Source organism: Streptomyces sp. NPDC006012, from assembly GCF_042871185.1.
In the GTDB taxonomy this organism is placed as follows: domain Bacteria; phylum Actinomycetota; class Actinomycetes; order Streptomycetales; family Streptomycetaceae; genus Streptomyces.
Map to the genome: position 1 here is coordinate 85960 of NZ_JBIAIE010000008.1, position 24890 is coordinate 110849.

At 70.7% G+C, this 24890-nt stretch carries 23 protein-coding genes; 11 read left to right on the top strand and 12 right to left on the bottom strand.

Going from position 1 to position 24890, the window contains the following annotated elements:
* Positions 1–76: 76 nt before the first annotated feature.
* Positions 77–1210, top strand: coding sequence for an acetyl-CoA acetyltransferase (locus ACFYPJ_RS17090; protein WP_389017570.1), 1134 nt, complete (start codon positions 77–79; stop codon positions 1208–1210).
* Between the two features lie 192 nt (positions 1211–1402).
* On the opposite strand, the gene ACFYPJ_RS17095 is transcribed toward ACFYPJ_RS17090, so the two are convergent.
* A complete protein-coding gene (locus tag ACFYPJ_RS17095) occupies positions 1403–1903 on the bottom strand; it encodes a hypothetical protein (RefSeq protein WP_389017032.1) in 501 nt (166 codons plus the stop codon).
* Between the two features lie 251 nt (positions 1904–2154).
* On the opposite strand from ACFYPJ_RS17095, the gene ACFYPJ_RS17100 reads away from it, so the two are divergent.
* The 4 genes from ACFYPJ_RS17100 (at position 2155) to ACFYPJ_RS17115 (ending at position 6522) form a co-directional block, all read left to right on the top strand.
* Complete coding sequence (locus tag ACFYPJ_RS17100) at positions 2155–3156, top strand: ArsR/SmtB family transcription factor (protein ID WP_389017035.1); 1002 nt, start codon at positions 2155–2157, stop codon at positions 3154–3156.
* Positions 3157–3232: 76 nt separating this feature from the next.
* Positions 3233–3904, top strand: coding sequence for a pyridoxal 5'-phosphate synthase (locus tag ACFYPJ_RS17105; RefSeq protein ID WP_389017038.1), 672 nt, complete (start codon positions 3233–3235; stop codon positions 3902–3904).
* A 172-nt stretch (positions 3905–4076) separates the two neighbouring features.
* On the top strand, positions 4077–5354 hold the full coding sequence (locus tag ACFYPJ_RS17110) for a hypothetical protein (protein ID WP_389017041.1): 1278 nt from the start codon (positions 4077–4079) through the stop codon (positions 5352–5354).
* Positions 5355–5544: 190 nt separating this feature from the next.
* Positions 5545–6522 (top strand): hypothetical protein, encoded by a 978-nt coding sequence (locus ACFYPJ_RS17115; protein WP_389017044.1) that lies wholly within the window; start codon positions 5545–5547, stop codon positions 6520–6522.
* 1087 nt (positions 6523–7609) lie between these two features.
* Here the strand turns inward: ACFYPJ_RS17115 and ACFYPJ_RS17120 are convergent.
* The 4 genes from ACFYPJ_RS17120 to ACFYPJ_RS17135 are packed head-to-tail and all read right to left on the bottom strand — an operon-like array spanning position 7610 to position 10133.
* Positions 7610–8488, bottom strand: coding sequence for a GNAT family N-acetyltransferase (locus ACFYPJ_RS17120; protein WP_389017047.1), 879 nt, complete (start codon positions 8486–8488; stop codon positions 7610–7612).
* Positions 8489–8493: 5 nt separating this feature from the next.
* The gene (locus tag ACFYPJ_RS17125) at positions 8494–9237 is read right to left on the bottom strand and encodes a GNAT family N-acetyltransferase (protein ID WP_389017050.1); all 744 of its coding nucleotides are present in this window, start codon (positions 9235–9237) and stop codon (positions 8494–8496) included.
* 48 nt (positions 9238–9285) lie between these two features.
* Positions 9286–9684: a Zn-ribbon domain-containing OB-fold protein gene (locus tag ACFYPJ_RS17130; RefSeq protein ID WP_389017053.1), complete on the bottom strand. Its 399-nt coding sequence runs from the start codon at positions 9682–9684 to the stop codon at positions 9286–9288.
* Positions 9684–10133, bottom strand: coding sequence for a DoxX family protein (locus ACFYPJ_RS17135; protein ID WP_389017056.1), 450 nt, complete (start codon positions 10131–10133; stop codon positions 9684–9686). The genes ACFYPJ_RS17130 and ACFYPJ_RS17135 overlap by 1 nt, the downstream gene beginning before the upstream one ends.
* Before the next feature lie 338 nt (positions 10134–10471).
* Here ACFYPJ_RS17135 and ACFYPJ_RS17140 point away from each other — a divergent pair, with 338 nt between their 5' ends.
* From ACFYPJ_RS17140 to ACFYPJ_RS17155, 4 genes are all read left to right on the top strand, one after another.
* Positions 10472–11656, top strand: coding sequence for a flavin-containing monooxygenase (locus tag ACFYPJ_RS17140; protein ID WP_389017059.1), 1185 nt, complete (start codon positions 10472–10474; stop codon positions 11654–11656).
* Positions 11657–11901: 245 nt separating this feature from the next.
* The gene (locus ACFYPJ_RS17145) at positions 11902–14139 is read left to right on the top strand and encodes an acetate--CoA ligase family protein (RefSeq protein WP_389017062.1); all 2238 of its coding nucleotides are present in this window, start codon (positions 11902–11904) and stop codon (positions 14137–14139) included.
* Between the two features lie 191 nt (positions 14140–14330).
* Positions 14331–15122 carry an enoyl-CoA hydratase/isomerase family protein gene (locus ACFYPJ_RS17150; protein ID WP_389017065.1) on the top strand — a complete coding sequence of 264 codons (792 nt, stop codon included), beginning with the start codon at positions 14331–14333 and terminating at the stop codon, positions 15120–15122.
* 52 nt (positions 15123–15174) lie between these two features.
* Positions 15175–15774: a flavin reductase family protein gene (locus tag ACFYPJ_RS17155; RefSeq protein ID WP_389017068.1), complete on the top strand. Its 600-nt coding sequence runs from the start codon at positions 15175–15177 to the stop codon at positions 15772–15774.
* Between the two features lie 163 nt (positions 15775–15937).
* On the opposite strand, the gene ACFYPJ_RS17160 is transcribed toward ACFYPJ_RS17155, so the two are convergent.
* Entirely contained in the window at positions 15938–17290 is a 1353-nt protein-coding gene (locus ACFYPJ_RS17160; RefSeq protein ID WP_389017071.1) for an MFS transporter, read from the bottom strand.
* 71 nt (positions 17291–17361) lie between these two features.
* On the opposite strand from ACFYPJ_RS17160, the gene ACFYPJ_RS17165 reads away from it, so the two are divergent.
* Complete coding sequence (locus ACFYPJ_RS17165; RefSeq protein WP_389017074.1) at positions 17362–18426, top strand: GlxA family transcriptional regulator; 1065 nt, start codon at positions 17362–17364, stop codon at positions 18424–18426.
* On the opposite strand, the gene ACFYPJ_RS17170 is transcribed toward ACFYPJ_RS17165, so the two are convergent.
* The 3 genes from ACFYPJ_RS17170 to ACFYPJ_RS17180 all read right to left on the bottom strand — a co-directional run bounded on the left by ACFYPJ_RS17170 (position 18348) and on the right by ACFYPJ_RS17180 (position 21682).
* Positions 18348–19397, bottom strand: a complete 1050-nt coding sequence (locus tag ACFYPJ_RS17170; protein ID WP_389017077.1) for a Zn-dependent alcohol dehydrogenase — start codon at positions 19395–19397, stop codon at positions 18348–18350. The two genes, ACFYPJ_RS17165 and ACFYPJ_RS17170, sit on opposite strands and share 79 nt — an antisense overlap.
* Positions 19397–20545 carry an acyl-CoA dehydrogenase family protein gene (locus ACFYPJ_RS17175; RefSeq protein ID WP_389017080.1) on the bottom strand — a complete coding sequence of 383 codons (1149 nt, stop codon included), beginning with the start codon at positions 20543–20545 and terminating at the stop codon, positions 19397–19399. The genes ACFYPJ_RS17170 and ACFYPJ_RS17175 overlap by 1 nt, the downstream gene beginning before the upstream one ends.
* 225 nt (positions 20546–20770) lie before the next feature.
* The gene (locus tag ACFYPJ_RS17180; RefSeq protein WP_389017083.1) at positions 20771–21682 is read right to left on the bottom strand and encodes an SDR family oxidoreductase; all 912 of its coding nucleotides are present in this window, start codon (positions 21680–21682) and stop codon (positions 20771–20773) included.
* 84 nt (positions 21683–21766) lie between these two features.
* Between ACFYPJ_RS17180 and ACFYPJ_RS17185 the strand changes: the two genes are divergently transcribed.
* Complete coding sequence (locus tag ACFYPJ_RS17185; RefSeq protein ID WP_389017086.1) at positions 21767–22693, top strand: cyclase family protein; 927 nt, start codon at positions 21767–21769, stop codon at positions 22691–22693.
* 206 nt (positions 22694–22899) lie between these two features.
* Here the strand turns inward: ACFYPJ_RS17185 and ACFYPJ_RS17190 are convergent, their stop codons facing one another.
* From ACFYPJ_RS17190 to ACFYPJ_RS17200, 3 genes are all read right to left on the bottom strand, one after another.
* Complete coding sequence (locus ACFYPJ_RS17190; RefSeq protein WP_389017089.1) at positions 22900–23364, bottom strand: ATP-binding protein; 465 nt, start codon at positions 23362–23364, stop codon at positions 22900–22902.
* A 24-nt stretch (positions 23365–23388) separates the two neighbouring features.
* Entirely contained in the window at positions 23389–23526 is a 138-nt protein-coding gene (locus tag ACFYPJ_RS17195; RefSeq protein WP_389017092.1) for a hypothetical protein, read from the bottom strand.
* Positions 23527–23924: 398 nt separating this feature from the next.
* The gene (locus ACFYPJ_RS17200) at positions 23925–24890 is read right to left on the bottom strand and encodes an acyl-CoA dehydrogenase family protein (RefSeq protein WP_389017573.1); all 966 of its coding nucleotides are present in this window, start codon (positions 24888–24890) and stop codon (positions 23925–23927) included.

Consider the following 24890-nt stretch of genomic DNA (forward strand, 5'->3'; position numbering starts at 1 on the left):
TACGGAGCGCAGGACATCGGGCGGCAGGGCATCGGGGGGCAGGGCATCCGGCGGCTCGCCGGTGGCGGTGGTCGGGGTGGCTCTCTCGGACTGCGGCCGGGTGGACGGCACGACCGCCTACGCCCTGCACGCCCAGGCCGCCCGCCGCGCCCTCGCGGACGCCGGACTCGACCGCTCGCTCGTGGACGGCTTCGCCTCGGCGGGCCTCGGCACGCTGGCACCGGTCGAGGTCGCGGAGTATCTGGGGCTGCGCCCCACCTGGGTCGATTCCACCTCCGTAGGCGGCTCGACCTGGGAGGTGATGGCCGCGCACGCGGCGGACGCGATAGCGGCGGGCCACGCCCGGGCCGTACTGCTGGTCTACGGTTCGACGGCCCGCGCGGACATCAAGGCGGGACGGCGTACGGGCAATCTGTCCTTCGGGGCCGGCGGCCCGCTCCAGTTCGAGGTGCCCTACGGGCACACCCTGATCGCCAAGTACGCGATGGCCGCCCGCCGGCACATGATCGAACACGGCACGACCATCGAGCAGTTGGCGCAGGTCGCGGTGCAGGCGCGGGCGAACGCGGCCCTGAACCCGGAGGCGATGTTCCGCGACCCGATCACGGTCGACGACGTCCTGTCCGGACCGATGATCGCCGACCCGTTCACCAAGCTGCACTGCTGCCTGCGCTCGGACGGGGGCGCGGCGGTGCTGCTGGCGGCGCCGGAGTACGTACGGGACTGCCGCACCGACCCGGTCTGGATCCTCGGCACCGGCGAGCACGTCTCGCACACCACGATGTCCGAGTGGCCGGACTTCACGGTCTCCCCGGCCGCGGTGAGCGGACGCCTGGCCTTCGAGCGGGCGGGGGTGCGCCCCGAGGAGATCGACTTCGCCGAGATCTACGACGCATTCACCTATATGACGCTGGTGACGCTGGAGGACCTGGGTTTCTGCGCGAAGGGCGAGGGCGGGGCGTTCGTGGAGAAGGGGCGGCTGCTGGTGCGGGGCGGGGAGCTGCCGGTGAACACGGACGGCGGCGGCCTGTCCGCCCAACACCCGGGCATGCGGGGTCTGTTCCTGCTGGTCGAGGCGGTACGGCAGTTGCGCGGCGAGGCCGGTGAACGGCAGGTGCGCTCCCCGGACGGCCGGCTGCCCCGGCTCGGCGTGGCCTCGGGGACCGGGGGCTGGTTCTGCTCCTCGGGGACGGTGGTACTCGGCCGGTGAGCGAGGGGCCCGGCGGACCGTCAGCCATCGGCGGGCGGCACGGAGGAATCCAGGTGGTGGCGTGCGCGGCCCCGGGCCGGACCGGCAGAGCGGAGGCCGGCCCGGGACCGCGTTCAGGAACGTGTCACGGGGCCATGGATCACGCGATCACAGGGCCACGGGTCACGCGACCGTGAATCACGGGACTGCGGGTCACGGGGTCACGTTGATCCGGGGGCTCTGAACGTCCCCGAAGTACTGGAGGGCGCCGTTGGCGGCGTAGCCCCAGAACCCGGCCGATATCACGTAGGATCCCGTCCCCAGGTCCTTGAAGTTCCTGGGGTCCCACGTCCAGTCGGTATTTGTCTTCCAATCGTCGGCGCACTTGTAGTCCCAGGCCCACTCGCCCGGTTTATCCACGTTGATCGCGTGCGCGCAGACGAAGATTCCCACACCGTACGGATTATGGATCTTGACCTCAGGAGCGACCCCGTAGGCTCCGTTGCCGATGGAGCAGGAGTCGAGGCTGACCTTGAAGGCGACCTCGGCATTGTTGCCCGTGGCCTCGCTGCGGCAGGTATAGCCCGTGGGGTGAATGGTCTGCGCCGAGGCGGACTGGGCCGACGTCAGTGCCGCGATGACGGCCGTCCCGGCGACGACCGCGGGTACACCGAAGCGGCGGACACGGGATCTGGTTCGGGTCGAGCGACGCATGCGCTTGTTCCTTCCCTTGGGGTTCGTGGTGCGGATCGTCCGCAGCCCCACAGCGGTGACCAGGCAGAACAACCGGAACAGAGACCGGCAGTGCTTCTCCTTCCGACCGTCTGTCCGTCGGGTCCGGTGGGTGCTGTTGCCCGTGGTCCGCCAGGCGGCGCCGGGCACGGGAACCAAGAGAACCGGATGACATGTCCACCGTCGAATGATTCGATTTCTTTCGAAGACAGTCGTGTTACGGGGGGCTGTACATGATCCGGATCAACCTGGGCGCGCACGGTTTGGGCAAGGTCCACTTCGCCCTGTCTCCGCTGGACACGGCCAAGGACCTGCTGTTCACCCTCGGCCGGTCTCCGCAGACCCTCGCCCCCACCTGGCGGACCCGCACGGTGGACGCGCTGTCCGCAGGGCGGTTGGGGCTGCTGGCCGTGGTCGCGGGCGGCGGGCCGGGTGGCTACGCCCCCGACTTCCTGCGGCCCGAACCCACGGGATTCCAGGCCACCCCGGACAGCGCCCTGCACCAGGTGGCCACCACTCCGCGCGAGCGGGTCCGCTACGAGTTGGCGGCGGCCATCGGCGGCCACTCCTGGGGCAGTACCGGGGCCCACCGGCCCCCACGGCTGCTTCTGACGGCCGTGGAACGGGGCGAGGATTATGTGGTGCAGCGCCTCGCCACGGAGCTGGAGCAGTTCTGGCATGCCGTGCTCGCTCCCCACTGGCCCGGCATACGAGGCAGACTGGAAGGCGATGTCGCCGCCCGCGCCGCCGTGATCGCCCGGCAGGGCATCGCGGATGCCGTCAACCAGCTCGCCCCCAACCTGGAGTGGCACGACGGCGCCCTGACAGTCCACCTGCCGGCCGGCAGTCCGCACCGTCTGAGTCTCGATGCCGACGCCGCGATCCTCGTACCCAGCGTCTTCGTGGGCCGGGCCATCTTCTGCGCCGCCGAACCCCCGGGCGCGCCGGCCCCCCGCACCCCGCTGATCGTCTACCCGGCCGGGCACCACGACTGGCGTCCGGCCGCGCCCGGTGACGAGCTGATCGGCCCGTCCCGCACAAAGCTGCTGTCCGAACTGGCCCAGCCCCGGAGCACCGGAGAACTCGCCCAGCGCCTCTCCCTCAGCCCCTCGACCGTCTCCTACCACCTGCAGATCCTGCACCGCGCCGGGCTCGTGCAACGCACCCGCCGATCCCGCACCGTCTTCTACCAGAGGCTCGCGACGACCCCCCGCTTCGCCGCCGGTCCCGAATGACCACGAGCGGCACCACTCGTCCGCACCGCCCGCCTTCCCACGCGTCCGGCGCGGGGAGCCGGGCGATACTCGGGCCATGGGAACGGAAACGGATCTCCACGAACTGTTGCGGTCACTGCGAGTGTGGGACCCGGCGGTCACGGAACTGCCACCCTTCGACCCGGCGACCGCCCCCGGCACCCCCCTCGCCCTGTTCACCACCTGGTTCGCGGAGGCGGTCGCGGCCGGGCAGCCCGAGCCGCACACGATGTCCCTGGCCACGGCAGGCGCGGACGGCCTGCCCGACGTACGGATCGTGATGCTGCACGGCGCGGACGAAACCGGCTGGTCCTTCGCCACGCACGCTACGAGCCGCAAGGGCCGCCAGCTCACCGACCGGCCGTACGCGGCCCTCGGCTTCTACTGGCCGGTGCTGGGCCGTCAGGTCCGGGTACGGGGTCCGGTCGCGCCGGCCCCGCCGGAGCAGAGCCGGGCAGACCTGCGCGCACGGACGACGGGCGCGCTGGCCGCGGCGCTCACCGGCCGCCAGAGCGAGCCCTTGTCGTCACCGGCGGAGTTGCAGGCCGCCTCGGAGGCCGCCTGGGACCGGGCACGCGAAGACCCGGAGACTCCGGTTTTGACCTGGACGCTGTACCGGCTGCGCCCGCAGGAGGTCGAGTTCTTCCAGGGCGACCCCGACCGCAGGCACATCCGGCTCACCTACCTGTGCCGGGAAGGGCATTGGGAGCGGCAACTGCTGTGGCCGTGAGCCGCGCCCCTGTGCCCAAACGCCCCACGCCGACCGTGGGCGGCAGCCCCGAGTCCGGCCACCCTGCGCCCCGCCCCTGCGCGAGGCTGAACCGGCGGAGTCGGTGCACACGTTGTACAGGAGCGAGGACGGTCTCGCTCGTAAGCTCTTTCGGTTCAATCTGGAGGAATTCATGGAGAACCATCCAACAGATCCTCGGGAAACCACAACGAGGCCCATAAATGAGAAAATAGATGGGGCCGACGCGGAAACCGCAAAAATAATCGAGAGTGATTCACGGACCGAACCCGCCCAACTCGCGGTACAGAAACGACGAGCGGCAAATCCGGACAACCTCGAAGATGAATACAGAAATCGGCACGGAGATTGGACGCACGACTCAGGACGCCGCGAGGAGGGAATCGGAACACAGCAGGAGCCACGGGCAGAAAAACCACGCGACCGCGCGAAGGAATACGCACAGCGGCGGAAACTGTGGGCGGAAAGTCCAGAATACCGCAGAAAGAAACTCGAAGAACAAAAAACACGACGGGCGAACAACCCGGGCGGCCGCAAAGAGGAATACAGAAGACATAAGGCAAGTCGGGCGGACGACGAAGAATATCACGAAAGGAGGAAAAAGCAGCAGAAAAAATGGCTGGCAGCAAACCCACGCGACCACAGGAAGGAACGCGAAAGGCGGCAGAAAAATCGGCAGAGTTTTCAAATTGATGCCGGGCAGGGGGTGCAGGAACGAGTGGGGCAGGGATCTCTGACTGAGGCGGTTGCCGAATACTCTCTCAGGCCGGAAATTGCTGCGTCGATGATTTACGAAGAGTATTGGGTCCCGGGCTTGCCGGTCTTGCCTCCGACGGGTTTGAAGGTTGCGGTGCATCCCGAGTCGGCCGGGCAGGGGCAGGACGCCGTTGTGGTGACGGTGACACTGCGCACTCCGCACCAGGCGGGAGCGTCAGGGTCGTCCGTGCCACCCTTCCTCGCCGATCCCTCACTCGATCTGGACGATCCCGCCGTCAAGCAAGCCATCCTGTCCCAGGGCGTGTCCGAAGAGGATTTCCAGGAGGCGAAAACCTTTCATAGCGTCCTCCTCGACGTCCTTGCCGACCAGGACCCCGGTCTCCCGGGAGCGGACTCCGCCCTTGCCACATCGGCCGGTTTCACGAACCTTCCGGACTCGGCCCCCTCGTTCCACTCCTACCAGGACTTCGGGTACCACGCGCAGGGACAAGCCATGCCCCCTGCCGCCCAGTACGGGCACGCAATACCCCACCCCGCCAAGGAACAAGGGCCGCCATACCCCATATCAGAGCCCCCTTCAGTGAATTCCTTCGTGGCCGCCTACACACTCTGGCCCGCCGGACAGACACTCCCCCGCACCCAGCACCCACAGACCACGCAGACGCCGCCCAGTACCCAGCACACGCAGGGCAGCCAAAGACGCGCAGCCCGATGAACCGACCCTCGGCACGATCGCTCACCCGGAAGGACTCACTGGTACTGCCCACGCGCCCCCTCCCTCGCACCGAACCAGTACACCGCGAAGTCGGCTTCGGTGATCCAGCGGTGGACGCCCTGGCCGGAGCCATGCTCGCTGCCGCGGCCGGCGCAGACCGACCGATCAAACGCACCGACAAGGAGAAGGCATGCCATACTCCGACGCCCAGAAGAAAGCTCTCCTGGAGGAGTTCAGAGAAAGCGGTCAAAGCCAGAGGAAATTCTGCGAAGGAGAAGGTCGGCCGAGCCAGGGGCAATTTAGCAAATGGGTAAAACATTCGGAAGAATACGGTGTTGACCCCGAGAGTCTGAAGAACCGCGAGCGAGTCAAAGATGACGCCGAAAGGTACGCGGGGGTCAGCAGGAAATTGGCGGGAAAACCTATCGGATCAAAGTATCCCGACGCTAAAATCGCAGACATGATCATCGCACTGTACTCCCCCAGGGACGGGAGACGTTCACTGGTGGAGTCAGGCTTCCTCCCAAGCGCTCGCGATAAGTTTCCTGACGTGCAAGACAGCGATTACATCGTGCTGCACCTCCGCCATCTGAAGGCCGGGGTTGTCACGATGGGCCCTTTGACGCAGCAAGCTTTGGAATACGCGGGAATCCCCCTGGAGGACCGGACGATTTCCCTAAAGAATGGCGAGACAATAATTTCCGGCAAAAAGATTGCCGACGTGGCAAAATACGCGCCGCGGGGAGGATTGCGGGACGAGATGGCGAACACGACCGTCTCAGCGTATGCGTCACCTTTCGGGCCCGGCTATCCGGAGACCGATTCCTTCCTGTATTACCCGGCGAATATTGCCGTCTCGCCCTACACATATAATTCCGGGTCCGGCTATGCGCAGACCGATTCCTTCTCGTATTACCCAGCGAATACGGCTGTCTCGCCGTTCGTGTTCGATTCCACGTCAGACTATTCGCAGAACTATCCTGTCGCGACGGGTGGGCATGAAGGCGAGTCGTCCGAGCAGGTTCTCGATGGGGATCAGTTGCGGCAATATTATGCGTCGTTGGCAGCGGGCGAAGCGTCTGCCTCGCATCACTCGATGACTGGAAAGTCCTCACGACACAAGCACAGCCACAGCCACAGCCACGCCGGCAAGCCCCCACGACGTTGAGCGACCCACCCGCTCCCCAACGCCGAGGTCACTCCCCCCAAACCGACAGCCTGGTGAGCCCGTTAGGAGGGCGGAATGGTTCTCGCTCTTGGGTCCTGGCGCTTCTACGACGTGGAGGAAATAGTGCAGAACCGGAGACATCACCGGATAGGCAAGCCCATCACGAGAGGGTACTCCGATGCAGAAATTGCGGAGATGGTCAGGAGGCTATATGTTCCCGAGCCCGGAGCAATTAGGTCCCGAGTGCAGCCAAGATTCCTTCCGAACACGGCTGACGTGTTTCCCGACATGAAAGGCGGTGAATACATTGCAGGCCGTCTGGCTAGATCACGACAAGAAAACGGCACCATTTTGGGTAAACTCACAGAGGAGGCTCTGAAGAGTTACGGGAAGATCCCCTCGGTGGAGCGAAAAATTACCACCAAATACGGGTGGACAGTGACCGCCGGCAAAAAAATTCCACTAACAGTGCTATTTGCCCCGAGGGGAGGGTGGAACACCTCTCCGCATCCGACGCACACGACTGCCGCGTCGCATGCGCAGACTTCGGTACCCGGCTATCCGCAGGCCGGCCCCGCCCCTCGTTCTCCAGCGAATTCGGACAACTACGAGAATCTCGTTAATTGGTCGCCGCCTGCCTCGCCGACACCCCCTGCCGTCACACAAGACAGGGGAAAAGCCCCCGAATATTCAGAAACCGCCCCTGTCCGCGCCCTTGGTCAGGATCCTGGTTCATCAGCGAACGAGACCGTCTCGTCGTACACGTGGCCCCCGAACTCCGGCGATCCGCAGTTCGGTTCCGTCTCCGACTATCCGGCGAATACGTCCGTCGCATCGTACACAATGCCTTACAGATTTCATCCGCCGACCGATACTCACGAGCCAGACTCACATGATGCCAGGGGTCAGGCAGCGGCCTACGCCGAATTCTTGAGCGAGGGGGGTGGGATGTCTCCCTCGCACACAAGAATCGAAACCCAGAGCGCACAACACGCACAGCGCCCCTTCCCCCAGCCCCCCAAAAAAAAGAAAAACAAAATCAGGACCCCACGACATTGACCGCCCCGCCAACTCCCCAACGCCGAGGTCACTCCCCCAGGTCGAACCCGTACACCGCGAAGTCGGCCACAGGCCGGTACCCGATCCGCTGGTACAGGCCGTTGCTCGTCGGGTTGGCCAGGTCCGTGAACAGCAGCACCTCACCAGCACCCGCCTCCCGCGCGGCCCGGCTCACCGCCACGGTCACCGCACCCGCGTAACCGCGCCCACGCAGGTGGGCCGGGGTGTAGACGGGCGCGACACGGATCTGCCCGGCGATCCGCCGGGTGACGCCCGCCAGGGCGACCGGGGTGCCGTCAGGGGTTTCCCAGAGGGTGACACCGCCGTACGCGATACGACTGTCGGCCCACTCGGCGGAGGAAGCGACGGAGGCGCTCTGACCGACCGCCGCCACGAACTCCTCGTACCAGCACCGCACCAACTCCCGGTCCCGCGGCCCGACGACCCGGGCCCGGCCTTCCGGCACCGGCTCCGGAACCGTCAACTCACCCAACCGATAAAGCCGTTGGCGCTGCCGCAGGCTGCAGGTGACGCCGGTCGCGCTGCGTTCCCAGGCCGCCGTGAACGCGGCAGCCGTCTCCTGCGCGGCCGACACCCCCGGCACCCGATGGCCGCGGGCGAGCAGGAGCGCGGCCAGCGGTTCGGCCTCTCCCGGTGCCAGCGGCGTCAGATTCAGCGGGTGCGGAGGCGTGTGCATCAGGATCGCCCGGACCCCGCCGGACTCCTCCCCCAGCACGCCGTACAACGGGTTCTCCGTGCCGTAGACGTGCGGTCCGCGGCTGCGCAGGGCGTCGGTCACCGTCAGCTGCACCGTGTGCAGGGCCGGACGGGAGCGCAGGAAGTCGCCGGCCCGGGTCAGGAAGTCGCCGAGGTCTTCGGTCAGGTACCAGGCATGTTCGCAGGACATGGCGGTCAGATCGCCGATCCCGGATCCGTAACCGATCCCGGGTCCGTGACTGATCCCCGGCCCATGGCCGACTCAGGGTCCGTGACCGGCTCCGGGTCCAGTTCCGTGATCGGCTCCGGGTCCGGGTCCGTGGCGAGGCGGCCGTGCAGGTGTACGTCCCGGAAGGCGTCGTGCCGCCCCGACGCGAACATCGCGTCCCGCAGTGTCCCCTCGTACCGGAACCCGCACGTCTGAGCGATCCGGCAGGACGCGTCATGGCCGAGCGCGTGCCCCAGTTCCAGGCGGTGCAGGCCCAGTTCGGTGAAGGCCCAGCGGGCTGCGAGCCCGAGCGCCCAGGTCGCGACCCGCTGTCCGCGCGCTTCCGGGAGCACCCAGTAACCGACCCGTGCCGTGCTCATTACGCGGTCGATCAGATTGATGCCGACGTGGCCGAGCGGCGTACCGGTGGCCGCGTCAGCTATGCAGAAGGGCGCGTTGACGCCGTCCGCCGCGCTCCGGATCTGCCCGCGCAGGGATGCGCGGGCGCTGTCCAGGTCGGTGTCCACCCGGAGCGGGGTGTTCCAACGCCCGAATTCGGGATCGGTCCGGCCCCGGAACCAGGCCGCCAGGTCGGCGTCGGACCCCGCGTCCCAGCGGCGCAGGAGCAGACCGTGGCCGTGCGGTGCCCGGTCCTGCGGGGCGGCAGCGGTCGGCCGTACCGGGACGGAGTTGCGGGCGGGGACTGAAGGGTTCTCGTGCGTCGGGGCCATGAGGGTCATTGAATCCCGTCGGCCGCCCGCCCCCGGCCCGGGGTCGGGTCACCCGCCCGCCGGCCGGAACACCGGAATCCGCTCCCGGAACGTCACCGCCAGGTCCGTACCGGCCCGCAGCTCCCCGGCCACGCAGTCCACCACCTCCGTCATCATCCGCGGCCCCTCCGCGAGGTCGACGACGGCGGCGACGTACGGGGTGCGGGCGCCGAACGGCGCCAGGTCGTTGCGGTGGACCACGGACCAGGTGTAGAGCGTGGCCCGGCCGCTCGCCTCCGTCCAGGCGACGTCCTCGCTCCAGCAGTGCGGGCAGAACTCCCGTGGGTAGTGGTGCGCCCGGCCGCAGGCACCGCAGCGGCGCAGCAGCAGCCGGCCCTCGGCCGCCGCGTCCCAGTACGGCGCGGTGAACGCGTCGCTCTCCGGTACGTCGAAGCGCTCGGCGGGCATCAGAACCACCCCACCGCGGCATCGACCGACCAGGACTGCCAGGCCATCCCGAACAGCCCGACCGCCGAGATGAGCGCCATCATCGAGTTCTGCCCCTGCTCGGCCCAGTCGTGGATCATGAGGATGAAGTAGACGAGGTTCAGCAGCAGGCCGCCGACCAGTGCGACCGGGGTCAGGAAGCCCGCTATCAGGCCCAGGCCGAGGGCCAGTTCCGCGTACGCGACGACGTACGCCATCATGCGCGGGCGCGGCGCCACCACGGTCTCGAAGCCCGCCCGGACCGCCGGCCAGCGGTGCTTGGCCGCGATGTCCGCCGCCCAGGCGATCCCGCTGCCCCGCTCGAACCACGCCTTCTTGTCCTTGTGCCGCCAGCTCTCCAGCCACCACAGGCCGAGTCCGATGCGCAGTACCGCCAGCCACTCCGCACCGCTGAGCCAGATCGTGTCCATGGACTCTCCGCCCGCCGGTTGAATCTGACGGTACGTCAGTTCAGCGGACGCCGGGCGCCGGCGCAAGAGCGGTGACAGGACCGACCGGCGACAGGACCGGCGGTAGGACCGGGCGGTGGGCAGGGGCGGCCGGAGCGGGAAGGCCGCCGGGAGGGAAGTCCGCCAGGAGGGAAAGCCACCAGGAGGGAAGGTTCCGCGCGCCGATGTTCAACTTCGCGCACAACCCGGCAGCTTCGGCCACACATCCCGACCGCTCTCCCCACACGCGTGATCAATCCGCAACCAATTCCGGTCTTGACCGAGACCCATCAACGGAGGGCGGGATTACGCTCGCGCCCATGGCAGTCCCCGGCGCCTCCGCGCAGCCCCCCACGACCTTCACCGACCGCCCGGTCTATGTGATCGGCGCCGGTCCGGGCGGCCTGGCCGCCGCCCAGGCGCTGCGGGCCCGCGGCGTACGGGCCGTCGTACTGGAGAAGACCGCCGAGGTCGGAGCGTCCTGGCGGCGCCACTACGACCGGCTCCATCTGCACACCACCCGCCGGCTGTCGGCGCTGCCCGGGCTGCCGATCCCGCGCCGGTTCGGGCGCTGGGTGGCGCGCGACGACATGGTCCGGTACCTGGAGAAGTACGCCGAGTTCCACGAACTGGAGATCGTCACCGGGGTCGAGGTCTCCCGGGTGGAGCGGTCGGCCGACGGGACGGGCTGGCTGCTGCGCGCCTCCGGCGGCCGGGAACTGACCGGCAGCGCGGTGGTCGTCGCCACCGGGTTCAACCACACCCCGCGCGTACCGGACTGGCCCGGACTCGACGCGTACGCCGGGAAGTTCCTGCACGCCGGCGAGTACCGCAACGCCGAGCCCTACGCAGGGCGGGACGTGCTGGTCGTCGGGGTGGGCAACACCGGCGCGGAGATCGCGGCGGACCTGGTCGAGGGGGGCGCCGCGCGGGTACGGCTGTCCGTGCGCACCCCTCCGCACATCGTGCGGCGGTCCACCGCGGGGTGGGCCGCCCAGTACTCGGCGGTACTGGTACGGCGCCTGCCCGTCACGTTCGTCGACCGGCTCGCCCGGCACCTGGCCAAGGTGAGCGTTCCCGACCTGTCCGGACAGGGGCTGCCGCGGCCGGACTCCGGGCTGTACAGCCGGGTCAACGCAGGGGCCATCCCGGTGCAGGACGTGGGCCTCGTCGACGCCGTACGGGCGGGCCGGGTCGAGGTCGTGGCCGCCGTCGACGGGTTCGAGGACGGGAAGGTCGCCCTCGCCGACGGCAGCCGGCTGTCGCCGGACGCCGTGATCGCCGCGACCGGGTACGAACGCGCCCTGGAGGGCCTGGTCGGCCACCTCGACGTGCTCGACGAACGCGGCAGGCCGGTCGTACACGGCGGCCACAGCCCGCGCAACGCCCCCGGCCTGTACTTCACCGGCTTCACCAACCCCATCAGCGGCATGCTCCGCGAGCTGGCGATGGACGCGGAGAAGATCGCGACGACGCTCGCGAGGAAGGCCGCGCGGGGAGCGTGAGACGCGGCAGGTGGCATGGGGGGCGTACGGCCCCCACCACCGCCCCCGCACCACCGCACGACCACCTCACCCCATCTCCCCGCCGCGCCACCGCCACCGTCACCGCTCCCGCCCCCGCCACTTCACCGCCCCGCCGCACCCCGTTCGCCGACTTTGCCTGCACACCCGTTCCTGACGCTGCGTCAGTTCCAGTAATCTGACAGAGCGTCAGTTAATTGTGCTGTCACACAGGAGCGGGCGGAACGATGCTTGGATCAACCCACGGCACCCTCACCACCGACTCCCGCCGGGCCCGGATCATCGCCTGCGGTGAGCAACGGCCCTCACCCGCCGTCCACGGCCGGGCGACCGACCCCGACGACCCCGACGACCTCGACGTCAGCGGCCGGCCGCTGCACGCGGACGTACCCGATCTGGACCGGTTCTTCCGGCCCCGGTCCGTCGCCGTGATCGGCGCCTCGGACGCGGACGGGCGGCCGAACACCGGGATCACCCGGCAACTGCTGGCCTGGGCCGAGCGGGTGGGGGCGCGGGTGCACCCGGTGCACCCGACCCGGCCCGCCGTCTTCGGCATCCCCTGTGCCGCCACCGTCGCCGACCTGCCCGAACCGGTCGATCTCGCGGTGCTGCTGGTCGCCGACCCGCTGCCGCTGGTCGCGGAACTCGCCGAGGCCAAGGTGCGGTTCGCGGTCGCCTTCGCCTCCGGGTTCGCGGAGACCGGCGCGGCGGGCGCCGCGGCCCAGGCCGAACTGGCGGACGCGGTCCGGGCGTCCGGGCTGCGGCTGCTCGGGCCGAACACCAACCTCAACGCCTTCGAACGGTTCCGGGACGACCTCGACGGGCCCGCCATCGCCCTCATCACCCAGTCCGGCCACCAGGGGCGGCCGGTCTTCGCCCTCCAGGAGCTGGGCGTACGGCTCTCCCACTGGGCACCCACCGGCAACGAGGCCGACCTGGAGACCGCCGACTTCATCTCGTACTTCGCCGAGCGCCCCGAGGTCGGCGCCATCGCCTGCTACGTGGAAGGGCTCAAGGACGGCCGTTCCTTCCTGCTGGCCGCCGACCGGGCCGCCCGGCACGGGGTACCAGTGGTCGCGGTCAAGGTCGGGCGCACCGAGGCCGGCGCCCGCACCGCCGCCTCCCACACCGGCAAGCTGACCGGCGCGGACGACGTGATCGACGCGGCGATGCGGCAGTACGGGGTGATCCGGGTCGACGGGCTCGACGAACTCCAGGACACCGCCGCCCTGCTGGCCCGGGCCCGCGCACCGCGCGCCGACGGCGTCGTCGTCTACTCCATCTCGGGCGGCACGGGCGCCCACGTCGCCGATCTCGCCACCGGTGCGGGACTGCGGCTGCCGATGCTGTCCGAGAGCCGGCAGGCCGAGCTGCACCAGTGGATACCGGAGTACCTGAGCGTGGCCAACCCGGTCGACAACGGCGGCCATCCGGTCGGCGACGAACGCGGCCGGAAGATCATCGACGCGATCCTCGCCGACCCCGAGGTGGGGGTGCTCATCTGCCCGGTCACCGGGCCGTTCCCGCCGCTGAGCGACCGGCTCGTACGGGACCTGGTGGACGCGGCGGAGACCACGGACAAGCTGGTGTGCGTGGTGTGGGGGTCGCCGGTGGGCACCGAGCCGGCCTACCGCGAGGTGCTGCTCGGCTCCTCCCGGGTGGCCACCTTCCGCACCGTCGGCAACTGCCTCACCGCGGTCCGCGCCTACCTCGACCACCACCGCTTCACCGCCGCCTACCACTCCCCGTTCGACGAGGCGCCGCGCTCCCCCTCGCCCTCCTTCCGCAAGGCACAGGGGCTGCTGCGGCCGGGCGAGCAGCTGAGCGAGCACGCGGCGAAGCAACTGCTGCGCGCGTACGGCATCCGGGTGCCGCGGGAGCAACTGGTCAGCAGCGCGGCGGGCGCCGTGCGTGCGGCGGCGCAGGTCGGCTATCCCGTGGTGATGAAGGCGTCCGGGACGCGGATCGCGCACAAGACCGAACTGGGCCTGGTACGGATCGGACTGACGTCGGCCAGCCAGGTGCGGGACGCCTACCGCGAGCTGACCGACACCGCGCGGTACGAGGACGTCGCGCTGGACGGAGTCCTGGTGTGCCAGCTGGTCGAGCCGGGCGTGGAGATGGTCGTCGGCGTCACCCACGACGACCTGTTCGGGCCGACGGTGACCGTGGGGCTCGGCGGAGTACTGGTCGAGGTGCTGCGGGACACGGCCGTACGCGTGCCGCCGTTCGGCGAGGAACAGGCCCGGGACATGCTCCGCGAGCTGCGCGGACGGGCCCTGCTCGACGGGGTGCGGGGACGGCCGCCCGCCGATCTCGACGCGCTGGTCGAGGTGGTCCTGCGGGTGCAGCGCATGGCCCTGGAACTCGGCGGCGAGCTGGCCGAGTTGGACATCAACCCGCTGGTGGTGCTGCCCAAGGGGCAGGGCGCGGTGGCACTGGACGCGCTGGCGGTGTGCCGGTGACGCCGGGAACGCCCGAAGCGGCGGAAACCCCCGAGGCCACGGAGACCGTGCGCGGCACGGGGGACACGGCAGGGACGGCGCGTACGGCAAGCCTTGCAGGCACGGCAGGCACGGCAGGCACGGCGGACACGGCAGGGAAGGCGCGTACGGCAGAGACGGCATCGACGGCATCGACGGCGGGGGCGGAAGTCATGGCAGACGGCCTCCGGCACGAGATGCGTGACGGCGTCTCGCACATCACGCTCGACCGGCCCGAGGCGCTGAACGCCCTCACCCCCGACCTGCGCGACCGGGTCATCGAGTTGCTGGCGCAGGCGTCCGCCGACCCTCGGACCCGGGCCGTCGTGCTCACGGGGACGGGGCGCGGCTTCTGCGCGGGGGCGGATCTGCGGGGCGGTGGCGCGGCGGGGGGCGAGCGGGTCGCCGGTGACGTGGCCCGCATGCTGCGGCTCGGGGCGCAGCGGCTGATCGCGGCCGTGCTGGACTGCGAGAAGCCGGTGCTGGCCGCGGTGAACGGTACGGCCGCCGGGCTCGGCGCACATCTCGCGTTCGCCTGCGACCTGGTCCTGGCCGCCGAGTCCGCCCGGTTCATCGAGGTGTTCGTACGGCGCGGTCTCGTACCCGACGGCGGCGGCGCCTACCTGCTGCCCCGCCTGATCGGTCCGCAGCGGGCCAAGGAGCTGATGTTCTTCGGCGACGCGCTGCAGGCGGCGGACGCGGAGCGGCTGGGGCTCGTCAACCGGGTCGTACCGGACGGGGAGCTGGCAGAGACGGCCGGGGCGTGGGCCACGCGGCTGGCCGCCGGGCCGACCCGGGCGCTGGCGCTCACCAAACAGCTCGTCAACGCCTCCCTCGACGGCGACCGCGGCACCGCGTTCGCCGCCGAGGCCACCGCCCAGGAGATCAACATGACGACGGCGGACGCCCAGGAGGGCGTGGCGGCGTTCGTGGCACGCCGGGACGCCCGGTTTCGGGGACGCTGACCCGGTACCACCCCTTCCTATCTGATGCTCAGTCAGCTTCAATGATGGGGTGATGGGACACGCAGGGATGGCGGCAGCCGCCGTCCGTTACCTCAGGGCCGTACCGCGCACCGCCGACCCGGTCGAGCCGCTGCCGCGCCCCGACCTGCGGTGTGTGCGCGACGACGAGCCGGCGCCGGTGGACCGTACGGAATTCCGCAGGGTGCTGGGGAACTTCGCGAGCGGCGTGACGGTGATCACGGCACCGGCCGCCGACGGCGAGACCTCCCCGGCGGGCTTCGCCTGCCAGTCCTTCTCCTCCCTCTCCCTCGACCCCCCGTTGGTCGCCTTCATGGTCGGCCGTACGTCGACGACCTGGCCGCGCATCGCCCGCGCGGGCGTCTTCTGCGTCAACGTGCTCACCGCCGGCCAGGGCGAACTGTGCCGCTCCTTCGCGGTGAGCGGCGCGGACAAGTTCGCGGGTGTGCCCCACGACGCGGCGCCGGTCTCCGGCTCCCCCCGGCTGACCGGCGTCGCCGCATGGATCGACTGCACGATCCACGCGGTGCACACCGGAGGCGACCACCTGATCGTGGTGGGCCGGGTGACCGCTCTGGGGGCACCCGAGACGGAGTGCGCACCCCTGCTGTTCCACCGGGGGCGGTTCCTTTAGCACCGGCCAGGACCGGCTGCGCGGGTGCGGCAGGCGTCCGAGGCGCACGACGCACACACGCCGGGCGGTGACTCCGGCCGGTGACTCCGGGCGGCGCTGATCCCGGTCCCGGCGGGCCGTACGCCGGTCAGGCAGGCTGTGACAGGCAGGCCGACCGTGCCGGTCACGCGGCCCGTGCTGCCGGTGCGCCCCCCGGCCCCGGCTGCGGGATCTCCGGCCGGCGGCGGATCACCAGGGCCATCAGGGCCGCCGCCGCGCACAGGGTGCCGGAGGCGTACCAGACCATGTCGTAGCTGCCGAAGACGTCGCGGGCGACTCCGCCGAGGAAGGCGACCAGGGCCGCGCCGATCTGATGGGAGGCGAGCACCCAGCCGAAGACGATGGCGCTGTCCGCGCCGTACTGCTCGCGGCACAGGGCGAGGGTGGGCGGGACGGTGGCGACCCAGTCGAGGCCGTAGAAGACGATGAAGAACACCATCGGCGGATGGACACTCGGCCCCAGCAGCATCGGCAGGAAGAGAAGCGAGATCCCGCGCAGGGCGTAGTACACGGCGAGCAGGCGGCGCGGTTCGAAGCGGTCGGTGAACCAGCCGGAGGCGACCGTGCCGACCACGTCGAACACGCCGACGACCGCCAGCAGGGAGGCAGCCGCCGTGATGGGCATGCCGTGGTCGTGGGCGGCGGGCACGAAGTGGGTCTGGACGAGGCCGTTGGTGGAGGCGCCGCAGATCGCGAAGGTACCGGCCAGCAGCCAGAACGGGCCGGTGCGCACGGCGGAGAACAGCAGGGTGACCGCACGCCGGGCGGCGCCGGTGACCGGGTCCGGCTTGGCCACGAACTCCCGTGCTCCGTACGGCTTGAGGCCCACGTCGGCCGGGTGGTCGCGCAGCAGCAGCCAGACGAACGGGACGACCGCGAGCGCGGCGAGCGCGACCGTCACGGCCGCCGGCCGCCAGTCGTACGTCTCGACCGTCCAGGACAGCACCGGCAGGAAGATCAGCTGGCCGGAGGCAGAGGCGGCGGTGAGGATGCCGGTGACCAGGCCGCGGCGCTCGGTGAACCAGCGGTTGGTGACGGTGGCGGCGAAGGCGAGGGCCATGGAGCCGGAGCCGAGCCCGACCAACAGGCCCCAGCACAGCAGCAGTTGCCAGGCCGTCGTCATGAACACGGTCAGACCGGAGCCCAGCGCGATCACGGTCAGCGCGACGGCGACCACCTTGCGGATGCCGAAGCGGTCCATCAGCGCGGCGGCGAACGGCGCGGTGAGCCCGTACAGCGCGAGGTTGATCGAGACCGCCGCGCCGATGGTGCCGCGCGTCCAGCCGAATTCCTGGTGCAACGGATCGATGAGCAGACCGGGCAGGGAACGGAAGGCCGCCGCTCCGATGATCGTGACGAAGGTGACGGCGGCGACGAACCAGGCGCGGTGCACCGGCGTCCGGCCCCGCCACGGGCGCTTCGTCCTGGCCCTACCCGGCTGCCGGACGGACGCTGCGGCATCGCTTGTCTGAGTCACGTCATAGAGCTTCCGGCGCGGGCCCGCCGTCGGCGAGTGGCCCGAAGGACAGCATTCACTAGGATCGGGCCATGACCGTCGCCCCGGACTTCCGCCCGCACCGCGTCGTCGTGCTCGCACTGGACGGGCTGCTCCCCTTCGAGCTGGGCATCCCGCACCGGATCTTCGGCCGCCCCGAAGACGCCCTGGGACGGCCGCTGTACGAGGTCGTCACCTGCTCGGTCCGGCCGCCGGGGCCGGTGACGACGGACGCCGACTTCGCCGTCCACGTCGCCCACGGGCCCGAGGCCCTGGCCACCGCCGACACGGTCGTCGTCCCGGCCTCGTACGAACCCGGACCCGTCTACGATCAGGGTGTTCTCACCGAGGAGCTGGCCGCGGCGCTCGCCCGCATCCGGCCCGGCACCCGGCTCGCCGCCATCTGCACCGGCGCCTACGTCCTGGCCGCGGCCGGCTACCTCGACGGCCGTCCGGCGACCACCCACTGGGCCGAAGCCGACCGTTTCCAACAGCTGTTCCCGCAGGTCGAGGTGGATGCCAACGTGCTGTTCATCGACGACGGCGACCTGCTGACGTCGGCGGGGGTCGCCGCCGGGATCGACCTGTGCCTGCACATCGTGCGCCGCGACCACGGCACCGCCGTCGCCAACGAGGTGGCCCGCCGCACGGTCGTACCGCCGCACCGCGACGGCGGGCAGGCGCAGTACATCCACCGCCCGCTGCCGGAGCCGCAACTGGCCACCACCACCGCCGCCCGCGCCTGGGCGCTGAGCCGCCTGCACGAGCCGATCCGGCTGCGCGACCTGGCCGGGCAGGAGGCCATGTCCGTACGCACCTTCACCCGCCGCTTCCGCGAGGAGGTCGGTGTCAGCCCCGGCCAGTGGCTCACCCAGCAGCGTGTCGAACGCGCCCGGCACCTGCTGGAGTCCACCGGCCTCTCCGTCGACCAGGTGGCACGGGAGGCGGGTTTCGGTACGGCCCAGTCGATGCGCCAGCACCTGCAGACGGTACTCGGCCTCACCCCCACCGCCTACCGGCGCACCTTCCGCCCCGGTGGTCAGAAGGTCAGCACCGCCCGGGCCAGCCGTCCCGCCTCCGCGTCCGCCCGGGCCTTGTCGAAGTCCTCGACCGGATAGGTCCCGGTCACCAGCTCGTCGAGCCGCAGCAGCCCCTGGCGGTACAGCTCGGCGTACAGGGCGATGTCGCGCTGGGGGCGGGCGGAGCCGTAGCGGCAGCCGAGGATGGACTTGTCCAGGTACATGGACGAGACCAGGAAGGACGCCTCGGCCGTGGCCGGCGGCACCCCGAGCAGGATCGCCTGGCCGTGCCGGTCGAGGAGGTCGACCGCCTGCCGGATCAGCTCGGTCCGGCCGACGCACTCGAAGGCGTGGTCCACGCCGTTCGGCAGCACCTCCCGTACACCGTCCGCCGAGGTCAGGAAGTCGGTCGCGCCGAATTGCCGGGCCACCGCCTCCTTCGCCGGGTTGGCGTCCACCGCCACGATCCGCAGCGCGCCCGCGATCCGGGCACCCTGGATGACGTTCAGGCCGATCCCGCCGGTCCCGATGACCAGCACGCTGTCGCCGCGCTCCACCCGGGCCCGGTTGAGTACGGCGCCCACGCCGGTCAGCACCCCGCAGCCGATCAGCGCGGCGCTCGGCAGCGGGACGTCCGCCGGGATCCGGACCGCCTGCACCGCCTTGACGATGGTGCGTTCCGCGAAGGCCGAGTTGGACGCGAACTGGAACAGCGGCTTCCCGCCCCGGGTGAACGGCCGGCCCGGGCGGCCGATGGCCCGGCGGCACATGGTCGGCCGGCCCCGGTCGCAGTCCGCGCAGGTCCCGCAGTTCGCGAGCGTGGACAGCGCCACATGGTCGCCGGGCGCCACATGGGAGACCCCGGCGCCGACCGCCTCCACCACCCCCGCGCCCTCATGGCCCAGCACCACCGGAACGGGGAAGGGTATGGTCCCGTCCACCACGGACAGATCGCTGTGGCACAGCCCGGCCGCCGAGACCGCGACCAGTACCTCACCGGGTCCCGGATCCCGGATCTCCAGGTCGTCCACGACCTGGACCCGCTCACCGTCGAACACCACACCGCGCATCACACGGCTCCCTTCGGCTCCCTCGGCAGGCCGAGCACGCGCTCGGCGATGATGGTGCGCTGGATCTGGTCCGAGCCGCCGTAGATGGTGTCGGCCCGGGAGAACAGGAACAGGTGCTGTGCGGGGTCCAGTGCGTACGGTTCCTGCGGGGACCAGTCCGCCGGCCCGGCGGAGGCCGCCGCGCCCCGCACCCGCACCGCCAGCTCGCCCAGCCGCTGGTGCCAGCCCGCCCACAGCAGCTTGGCCACGCTGGGCGCACCCGGATCGCCCGAACCGCCCAGGGTGCGCAGGGCGTTCCAGCGCATGGCGCGCAGTTCCGCCCACTGCCGGACGATCAGGTCGCGGACGACCGGGTCGGCCGCCGCACCGTTCTCCACCGCGGTGCGCACGACCTGCTCCAGTTCCTTCGCGAAGCCGATCTGCTGGGCGAGCGTCGACACCCCGCGCTCGAAGCCGAGCAGGCTCATGGCGACCCGCCAGCCCGCGCCCTCGCCGCCGACGACGTGCTCCGCCCGCGCAACCGCTCCGTCGAAGAAGACCTCGTTGAACTCGCTCGTGCCGGTCAGCTGCCGGATCGGGCGGACCTCGATCCGGCCCGGCTGGTCCATCGGGACCAGCAGGAAGCTGATCCCGTGGTGCCGGCGGGAGTCCGGGTCGGTACGGGCCAGTACGAAGCACCAGTCCGCCTCGTGGGCCAGGGAGGTCCAGATCTTCTGGCCGGTGATGCGGTAGCCGTCGGGCCCGCGTACGGCGGTGGTGCGCAGGCCGGCCAGGTCGGAGCCCGCGCCGGGTTCGCTGTAGCCCTGGCACCACAACTCCTCGCCGGCCGCGACGGGCGGCAGGAAGCGGGCCTTCTGCTCGGCACTGCCGTGCGCGATGAGGGTGGGGGCGAACAGGTTCTCGCCGATGTGCCCGGAGCGCGGGGGTGCGTCCGAGCGGGCGTACTCCTCGGCCCAGGCGACCTGCTGGGTGAGACCGGCGGTGCGGTTGCCGTAACCCGGCTCCGGCCAGCCCAGTCCTATCCAGCCGGCCTTGCCGAGCGTGCGTTCCCAGGAACGGCGGTCCTGGGCGGTGTGGACATGCGCCGCGAGCCAGTCGCGGGCCTCGGCGCGGAATGCTTCGTCTTCGGCCGTGAACCCGAACTCCACGCGTTCCTCCGGAGGTTTGCAGGGGTTTGGTGGGTGAGGTGGGCGTGACTTGGGCAGTGCGGGTCTTTGGGGCTGGGCTGCGGCTCGCCGTGAAGGTGTTGTCGGTTGGCGGCTGCGGCATCGTCGTGGTTGCTCGCGCAGTTCCCCGCGCCCCCAAAACGGGGGCGCTGCCCCGCGTGGCGGAGCCGCATGTCAATCGGTCCCGCGGGCGTCGGCCGGTGGGGGTCATGCGTTCGGGCGGGTTCCTGAGCGGGCCGCCTGTTCCATGGCGGTGAGTCGTTCCAGCATCGGCATGGGGTCGACGCCCACCGTGCCGGGGAGGAAGTCCGCGATCCGTTCCGGGGTCCAGGTGCCCTCGGCGTAACCGGCGCGCAGTTCGCGTGGCTGGGCCCAGACGGCGATCTTGGGTCCGGCGATCGTGTACACCTGGCCGGTGATGGGGTGCTCGCGGGCCCGCTCGGACAGCAGGTAGACGACGAGCGCGGCGACGTCCTCGGGGTCGCCGATCTCCGTCAGTTCCGTCGGGACGCCCGCCGACATCCGGGTCCGGGCCACCGGTGCCACCGCGTTGGCGGTCACCCCGTACTTGTGCAGGCCGAGCGCCGCGCTGCGCACCAGCGAGATGATCCCGCCCTTCGCGGCGCTGTAGTTGGCCTGGGAGACCGAGCCCTGGTGGTTGCCGCTGGTGAAGCCGATCAGGGTGCCCGACCGCTGTTTGCGCATGACCGCGGAGGCGGCGCGGAACACGGTGAAGGTGCCCTTGAGGTGGGTGGCGAGGACCGGGTCCCATTCCTCCTCGGACATGTTGAACAGCATCCGTTCGCGCAGGATCCCGGCGACGCAGACCACCCCGTCGAGCCGCCCGAACTCCACCAGGGCCGTCTCGACGACCCGTGCGCCGCCGGCCATCGTGGAGATGTCGTCGGCCACCGCCACCGCCGTGCCGCCCGCCGCCTCGATCTCCTTGACCACGGCATCGGCGACCGCGCTGGTCGGCTCGGTGCCGTCGGTCGCCACGCCGTAGTCGTTGACGACGACCCGTGCTCCCTGTGCTGCCGCCGCGAGCGCGACCGCGCGGCCGATGCCCCGCCCGGCGCCCGTCACGGCGACGGCCTTGCCTGCCAAGAAGTTCCCCACGCCCGGCCCCTTCCCGCGGTTTCTGACGGACCGTTAGATTTTATGGCGCCACAGACAGTCCGAGACAACCCCCGGGAGGCCACGATGTCCCTGCCCGACGAGTTCCATGCCATCGCGAAGCGGGTGAACAACTGGGGCCGCTGGGGGCAGCACGACGAGATCGGCACGCTGAACCTGATCACCGACGAGGTGGTCCGGCAGGCCGCGGCCACCGTGCGCTCCGGGCGCCGCGTCCCGCTCGCGCTGCCGCTGCGGGCCGACGGCGTGCAGACCGGGATGATCCCCGGACGGGTCAACCCGCTGCATGCGATGGTGCAGATCAACCAGGAGATCTTCGGCCCCGGGACGGTCGCGTGCAGCGACGACGCCGTGACGATGGGCCTCCAGGCCGGCACGCACTGGGACGCGCTGACCCACGTCTCGCACTCCGGGAAGCTCTACAACGGGCGGCCCGCCGGCACGGTGACCGCGCACGGCGGCGCGGAGTTCGGCGGGATCGACAAGATCCCGCACCTCGTCTCCCGCGGAGTGCTGCTGGACGTGGCACGCGCGCGGGGCGTGGACCGGCTGGCCGGCGATCACGCGGTCACCCCCGAGGATCTGGACTCGGCCGAGGAACTGGCCGGCACCCGGGTACGGGCCGGCGACGTCGTCCTGGTGCGGACGGGACAGGTGCAGGCGTACCTGGCGGGCGACAAGCACGCCTACGCCTACCCGTCGCCGGGACTGTCGGTGCGCACCCCGGAGTGGTTCCACGCGCGCGATGTCGCGGCCGTGGCGAACGACACGCTCACGTTCGAGATCTTCCCGCCCGAGATCGACGGCCTGTGGCTGCCCGTGCACGCCCTCGACCTGGTGGAGATGGGGATGCTGCAGGGCCAGAACTGGAATCTCGAAGAGTTGTCCACAGCCTGTGGACAAACAGGCCGGTACGCGTTCCTGCTGTCGGCGATGCCCGAACCGTTCACCGGGGCCACGGGTACGCCGGTCGCCCCGGTGGCCGTCCTGTGAGGCTTTTCCCGGGGCTCCGGCCCGACCCACACTCGACGAGGGCTTCCGTCACCGAGCCCTCGCCGTCCCCTCGCGGCGAATCGCAGACCACAAGCGTGATCAGGCCGTGACGAGGCGTCAACACCCGTTCAGGAATTTATTACCTATGCCCTCTTCCTGCCGGGTGCACGCGGACGGACGGCCCGGCGCATCGCCGTACGCCCGGACTACACCGCCTCGAAGGCCAAGCCGTCGTAGGCGGACATGCCGCCCCCGTACGCCACCGCCGCGCTCCCCCGGGGCCGGTCGCACCGGTCGAGTTCGCACCAGATGCGCTTGCCCGCGCCCTCGGGGCTCCAGCCCCAGCGGTCGGCGAGGCCGTCGACGAGCGCGAGGCCCCGGCCGCCGGTCGCGTCGCCCTCCGCACAGCGCGGCACCGGGGCACGCGCGCTGGTGTCGGCCACCTCCAGACGCACCGTCGCCGATTCCGCCGCCGTACCGGGCAGCGAGAGCCTGACGACGGCGGGGCAGCCGGTGTGCACGACGGCGTTGGTCACCAGCTCGGAGACGAGCAGGATCAACGTCTCGGCCAGCGGCTCGTCCACCGCTATCCCGGACCCCGCGAGCCGCGAACGGGCCCACCGTCGGGCCCGCCCCACCTCCGCGGGGTCGGGCCGGATCTCCAGTTGCACTTGAAGCACCTGCACCTGCACCGCTCACACCATCCGAACCGGCGGACACATGACCCGACGCCGCGTGACCGCCACGGCGAGGGCCGTGACGAGCATCACGACGAAGGCCACGATCGTAGCCATTTTCTGCATGGCCAGGACAACGACCACAGCAAGGGTCACGGAATGTGATTCCCTTGAGAGACAGCATGGTTGACGTACAGTCACCCCAACAAGCGCTTCGGGCATATTCCAGCGCGAAGGAGTACGCGTGCGGCATACTGTGCGACGCTCGCCGCGAGGGGTCGCACCGGCAGGGGAAAAAGCCCTGGTCGCCCCGGAATCAGCGGCATATACCGCCGCATACGGAGCCGCCCCCTGGGCATCACCGGCATGGCTCGTACTCGGAACCATTCGCATCTCACACAAGGTACCGGAGCGGACGACTGACTCCAGGCCGTGACGAGTCACGCATAGGGAACAACCCGATATCAACGCTCCGTGACACGACATTGCCACGCTCTGCAACATCCGCAGCACGCGTCACGGCACTCCCACGCTCCGGCGGGGTTCCGGACCGCTCAGGCGGTCAGATCGGCGGCGAGCAGTTCCTCGCTCTCCGCGCCACCGCCGCGACGCCGGGCCCGCAGCCACGCCCGTTTCAGGTGCAGATGTACCTCGGACTCCCAGGTGAAGCCCATGCCGCCGTGTACCTGGAGGCAGTCGCGGGCGCCGCGCACGGCCGCCTCGTCGGCGAGCAGCCGGGCCGCCGCGACGTCCACCGGATCCCCGGTGACGGCCGCCGCGTACACCGCGGCACGTGCCGTCTCGGCCCGTACCAGCATGTCCGCGCACAGGTGTTTGACCGCCTGGAAGGCCCCGATGGGCTGACCGAACTGCTCCCGTGTCCGGGCGTGTTGCACGGCGAGTTCACACACACGGGTCGCCGTACCGAGCTGTTCGGCCGCGGTGAGCAGCACGGCCGTGGGATCCGGCGGGGGCGGCAGCGCCTGGGCCAGCAGGGTCGGTGGGGCCGGGGAGGGCGGACCCGGGACCCGGTGCAGCGGCGTCAGCGGGTCCACCGACCGGACCGGTACCGCGCCGGACGCGTCCCCGCGTACCACGTCGGCCGCTGCCAGCCACTCCACCAGCGGGCCGTCCACGGCCGTCACCACGGTCTCCCCGGTGGCCGCGCCCGGCACGGTGCCGGCCGCGAGGTGCGTGGCCACCAACGGGCCGGGCAGCAGCGCCCGGCCGGCCTCCTCGAAGGCGAGGACCGCCTCCGCGAGCCCGGCGCCCGCCCCGCCGTCCGCCTCCGGCAGCCGCAGCGCGAAGAAGCCCGCGGCGCCCAGCTCCCGCCACAGCGCCCGGTCCAGCTCGGGCAGGGCGACGGACGGGGATTCGGACGGGGATTCGGACGGGCCGGGGGGAGGTGCCAGGGGCGGGTCGAGGGCGGCGGGCGCCCGTCGCACGTCCCAGCGCCGGGCCAGCAGCTGCCGTACCCCGTCCCGCAACGCCCGCTGCTCCTCAGTGAGTTGGAAACGCAC

Excerpts from the sequence above, each read along its gene's own strand:
- ACFYPJ_RS17095 (WP_389017032.1), bottom strand. The coding sequence starts at position 1,903 with ATGCGTCGCTCGACCCGAACCAGATCCCGTGTCCGCCGCTTCGGTGTA.
- ACFYPJ_RS17170 (WP_389017077.1), bottom strand. The coding sequence starts at position 19,397 with ATGCGCGGTGTGGTGTTCGACGGTGAGCGGGTCCAGGTCGTGGACGAC.
- ACFYPJ_RS17110 (WP_389017041.1), top strand. The coding sequence starts at position 4,077 with ATGGAGAACCATCCAACAGATCCTCGGGAAACCACAACGAGGCCCATA.
- ACFYPJ_RS17105 (WP_389017038.1), top strand. The coding sequence starts at position 3,233 with ATGGGAACGGAAACGGATCTCCACGAACTGTTGCGGTCACTGCGAGTG.
- ACFYPJ_RS17165 (WP_389017074.1), top strand. The coding sequence starts at position 17,362 with ATGACCGTCGCCCCGGACTTCCGCCCGCACCGCGTCGTCGTGCTCGCA.
- ACFYPJ_RS17140 (WP_389017059.1), top strand. The coding sequence starts at position 10,472 with ATGGCAGTCCCCGGCGCCTCCGCGCAGCCCCCCACGACCTTCACCGAC.
- ACFYPJ_RS17135 (WP_389017056.1), bottom strand. The coding sequence starts at position 10,133 with ATGGACACGATCTGGCTCAGCGGTGCGGAGTGGCTGGCGGTACTGCGC.
- ACFYPJ_RS17150 (WP_389017065.1), top strand. The coding sequence starts at position 14,331 with ATGGCAGACGGCCTCCGGCACGAGATGCGTGACGGCGTCTCGCACATC.
- ACFYPJ_RS17125 (WP_389017050.1), bottom strand. The coding sequence starts at position 9,237 with ATGGCCCCGACGCACGAGAACCCTTCAGTCCCCGCCCGCAACTCCGTC.
- ACFYPJ_RS17100 (WP_389017035.1), top strand. The coding sequence starts at position 2,155 with ATGATCCGGATCAACCTGGGCGCGCACGGTTTGGGCAAGGTCCACTTC.
- ACFYPJ_RS17120 (WP_389017047.1), bottom strand. The coding sequence starts at position 8,488 with ATGTCCTGCGAACATGCCTGGTACCTGACCGAAGACCTCGGCGACTTC.
- ACFYPJ_RS17115 (WP_389017044.1), top strand. The coding sequence starts at position 5,545 with ATGCCATACTCCGACGCCCAGAAGAAAGCTCTCCTGGAGGAGTTCAGA.
- ACFYPJ_RS17185 (WP_389017086.1), top strand. The coding sequence starts at position 21,767 with ATGTCCCTGCCCGACGAGTTCCATGCCATCGCGAAGCGGGTGAACAAC.
- ACFYPJ_RS17145 (WP_389017062.1), top strand. The coding sequence starts at position 11,902 with ATGCTTGGATCAACCCACGGCACCCTCACCACCGACTCCCGCCGGGCC.
- ACFYPJ_RS17155 (WP_389017068.1), top strand. The coding sequence starts at position 15,175 with ATGGGACACGCAGGGATGGCGGCAGCCGCCGTCCGTTACCTCAGGGCC.
- ACFYPJ_RS17130 (WP_389017053.1), bottom strand. The coding sequence starts at position 9,684 with ATGCCCGCCGAGCGCTTCGACGTACCGGAGAGCGACGCGTTCACCGCG.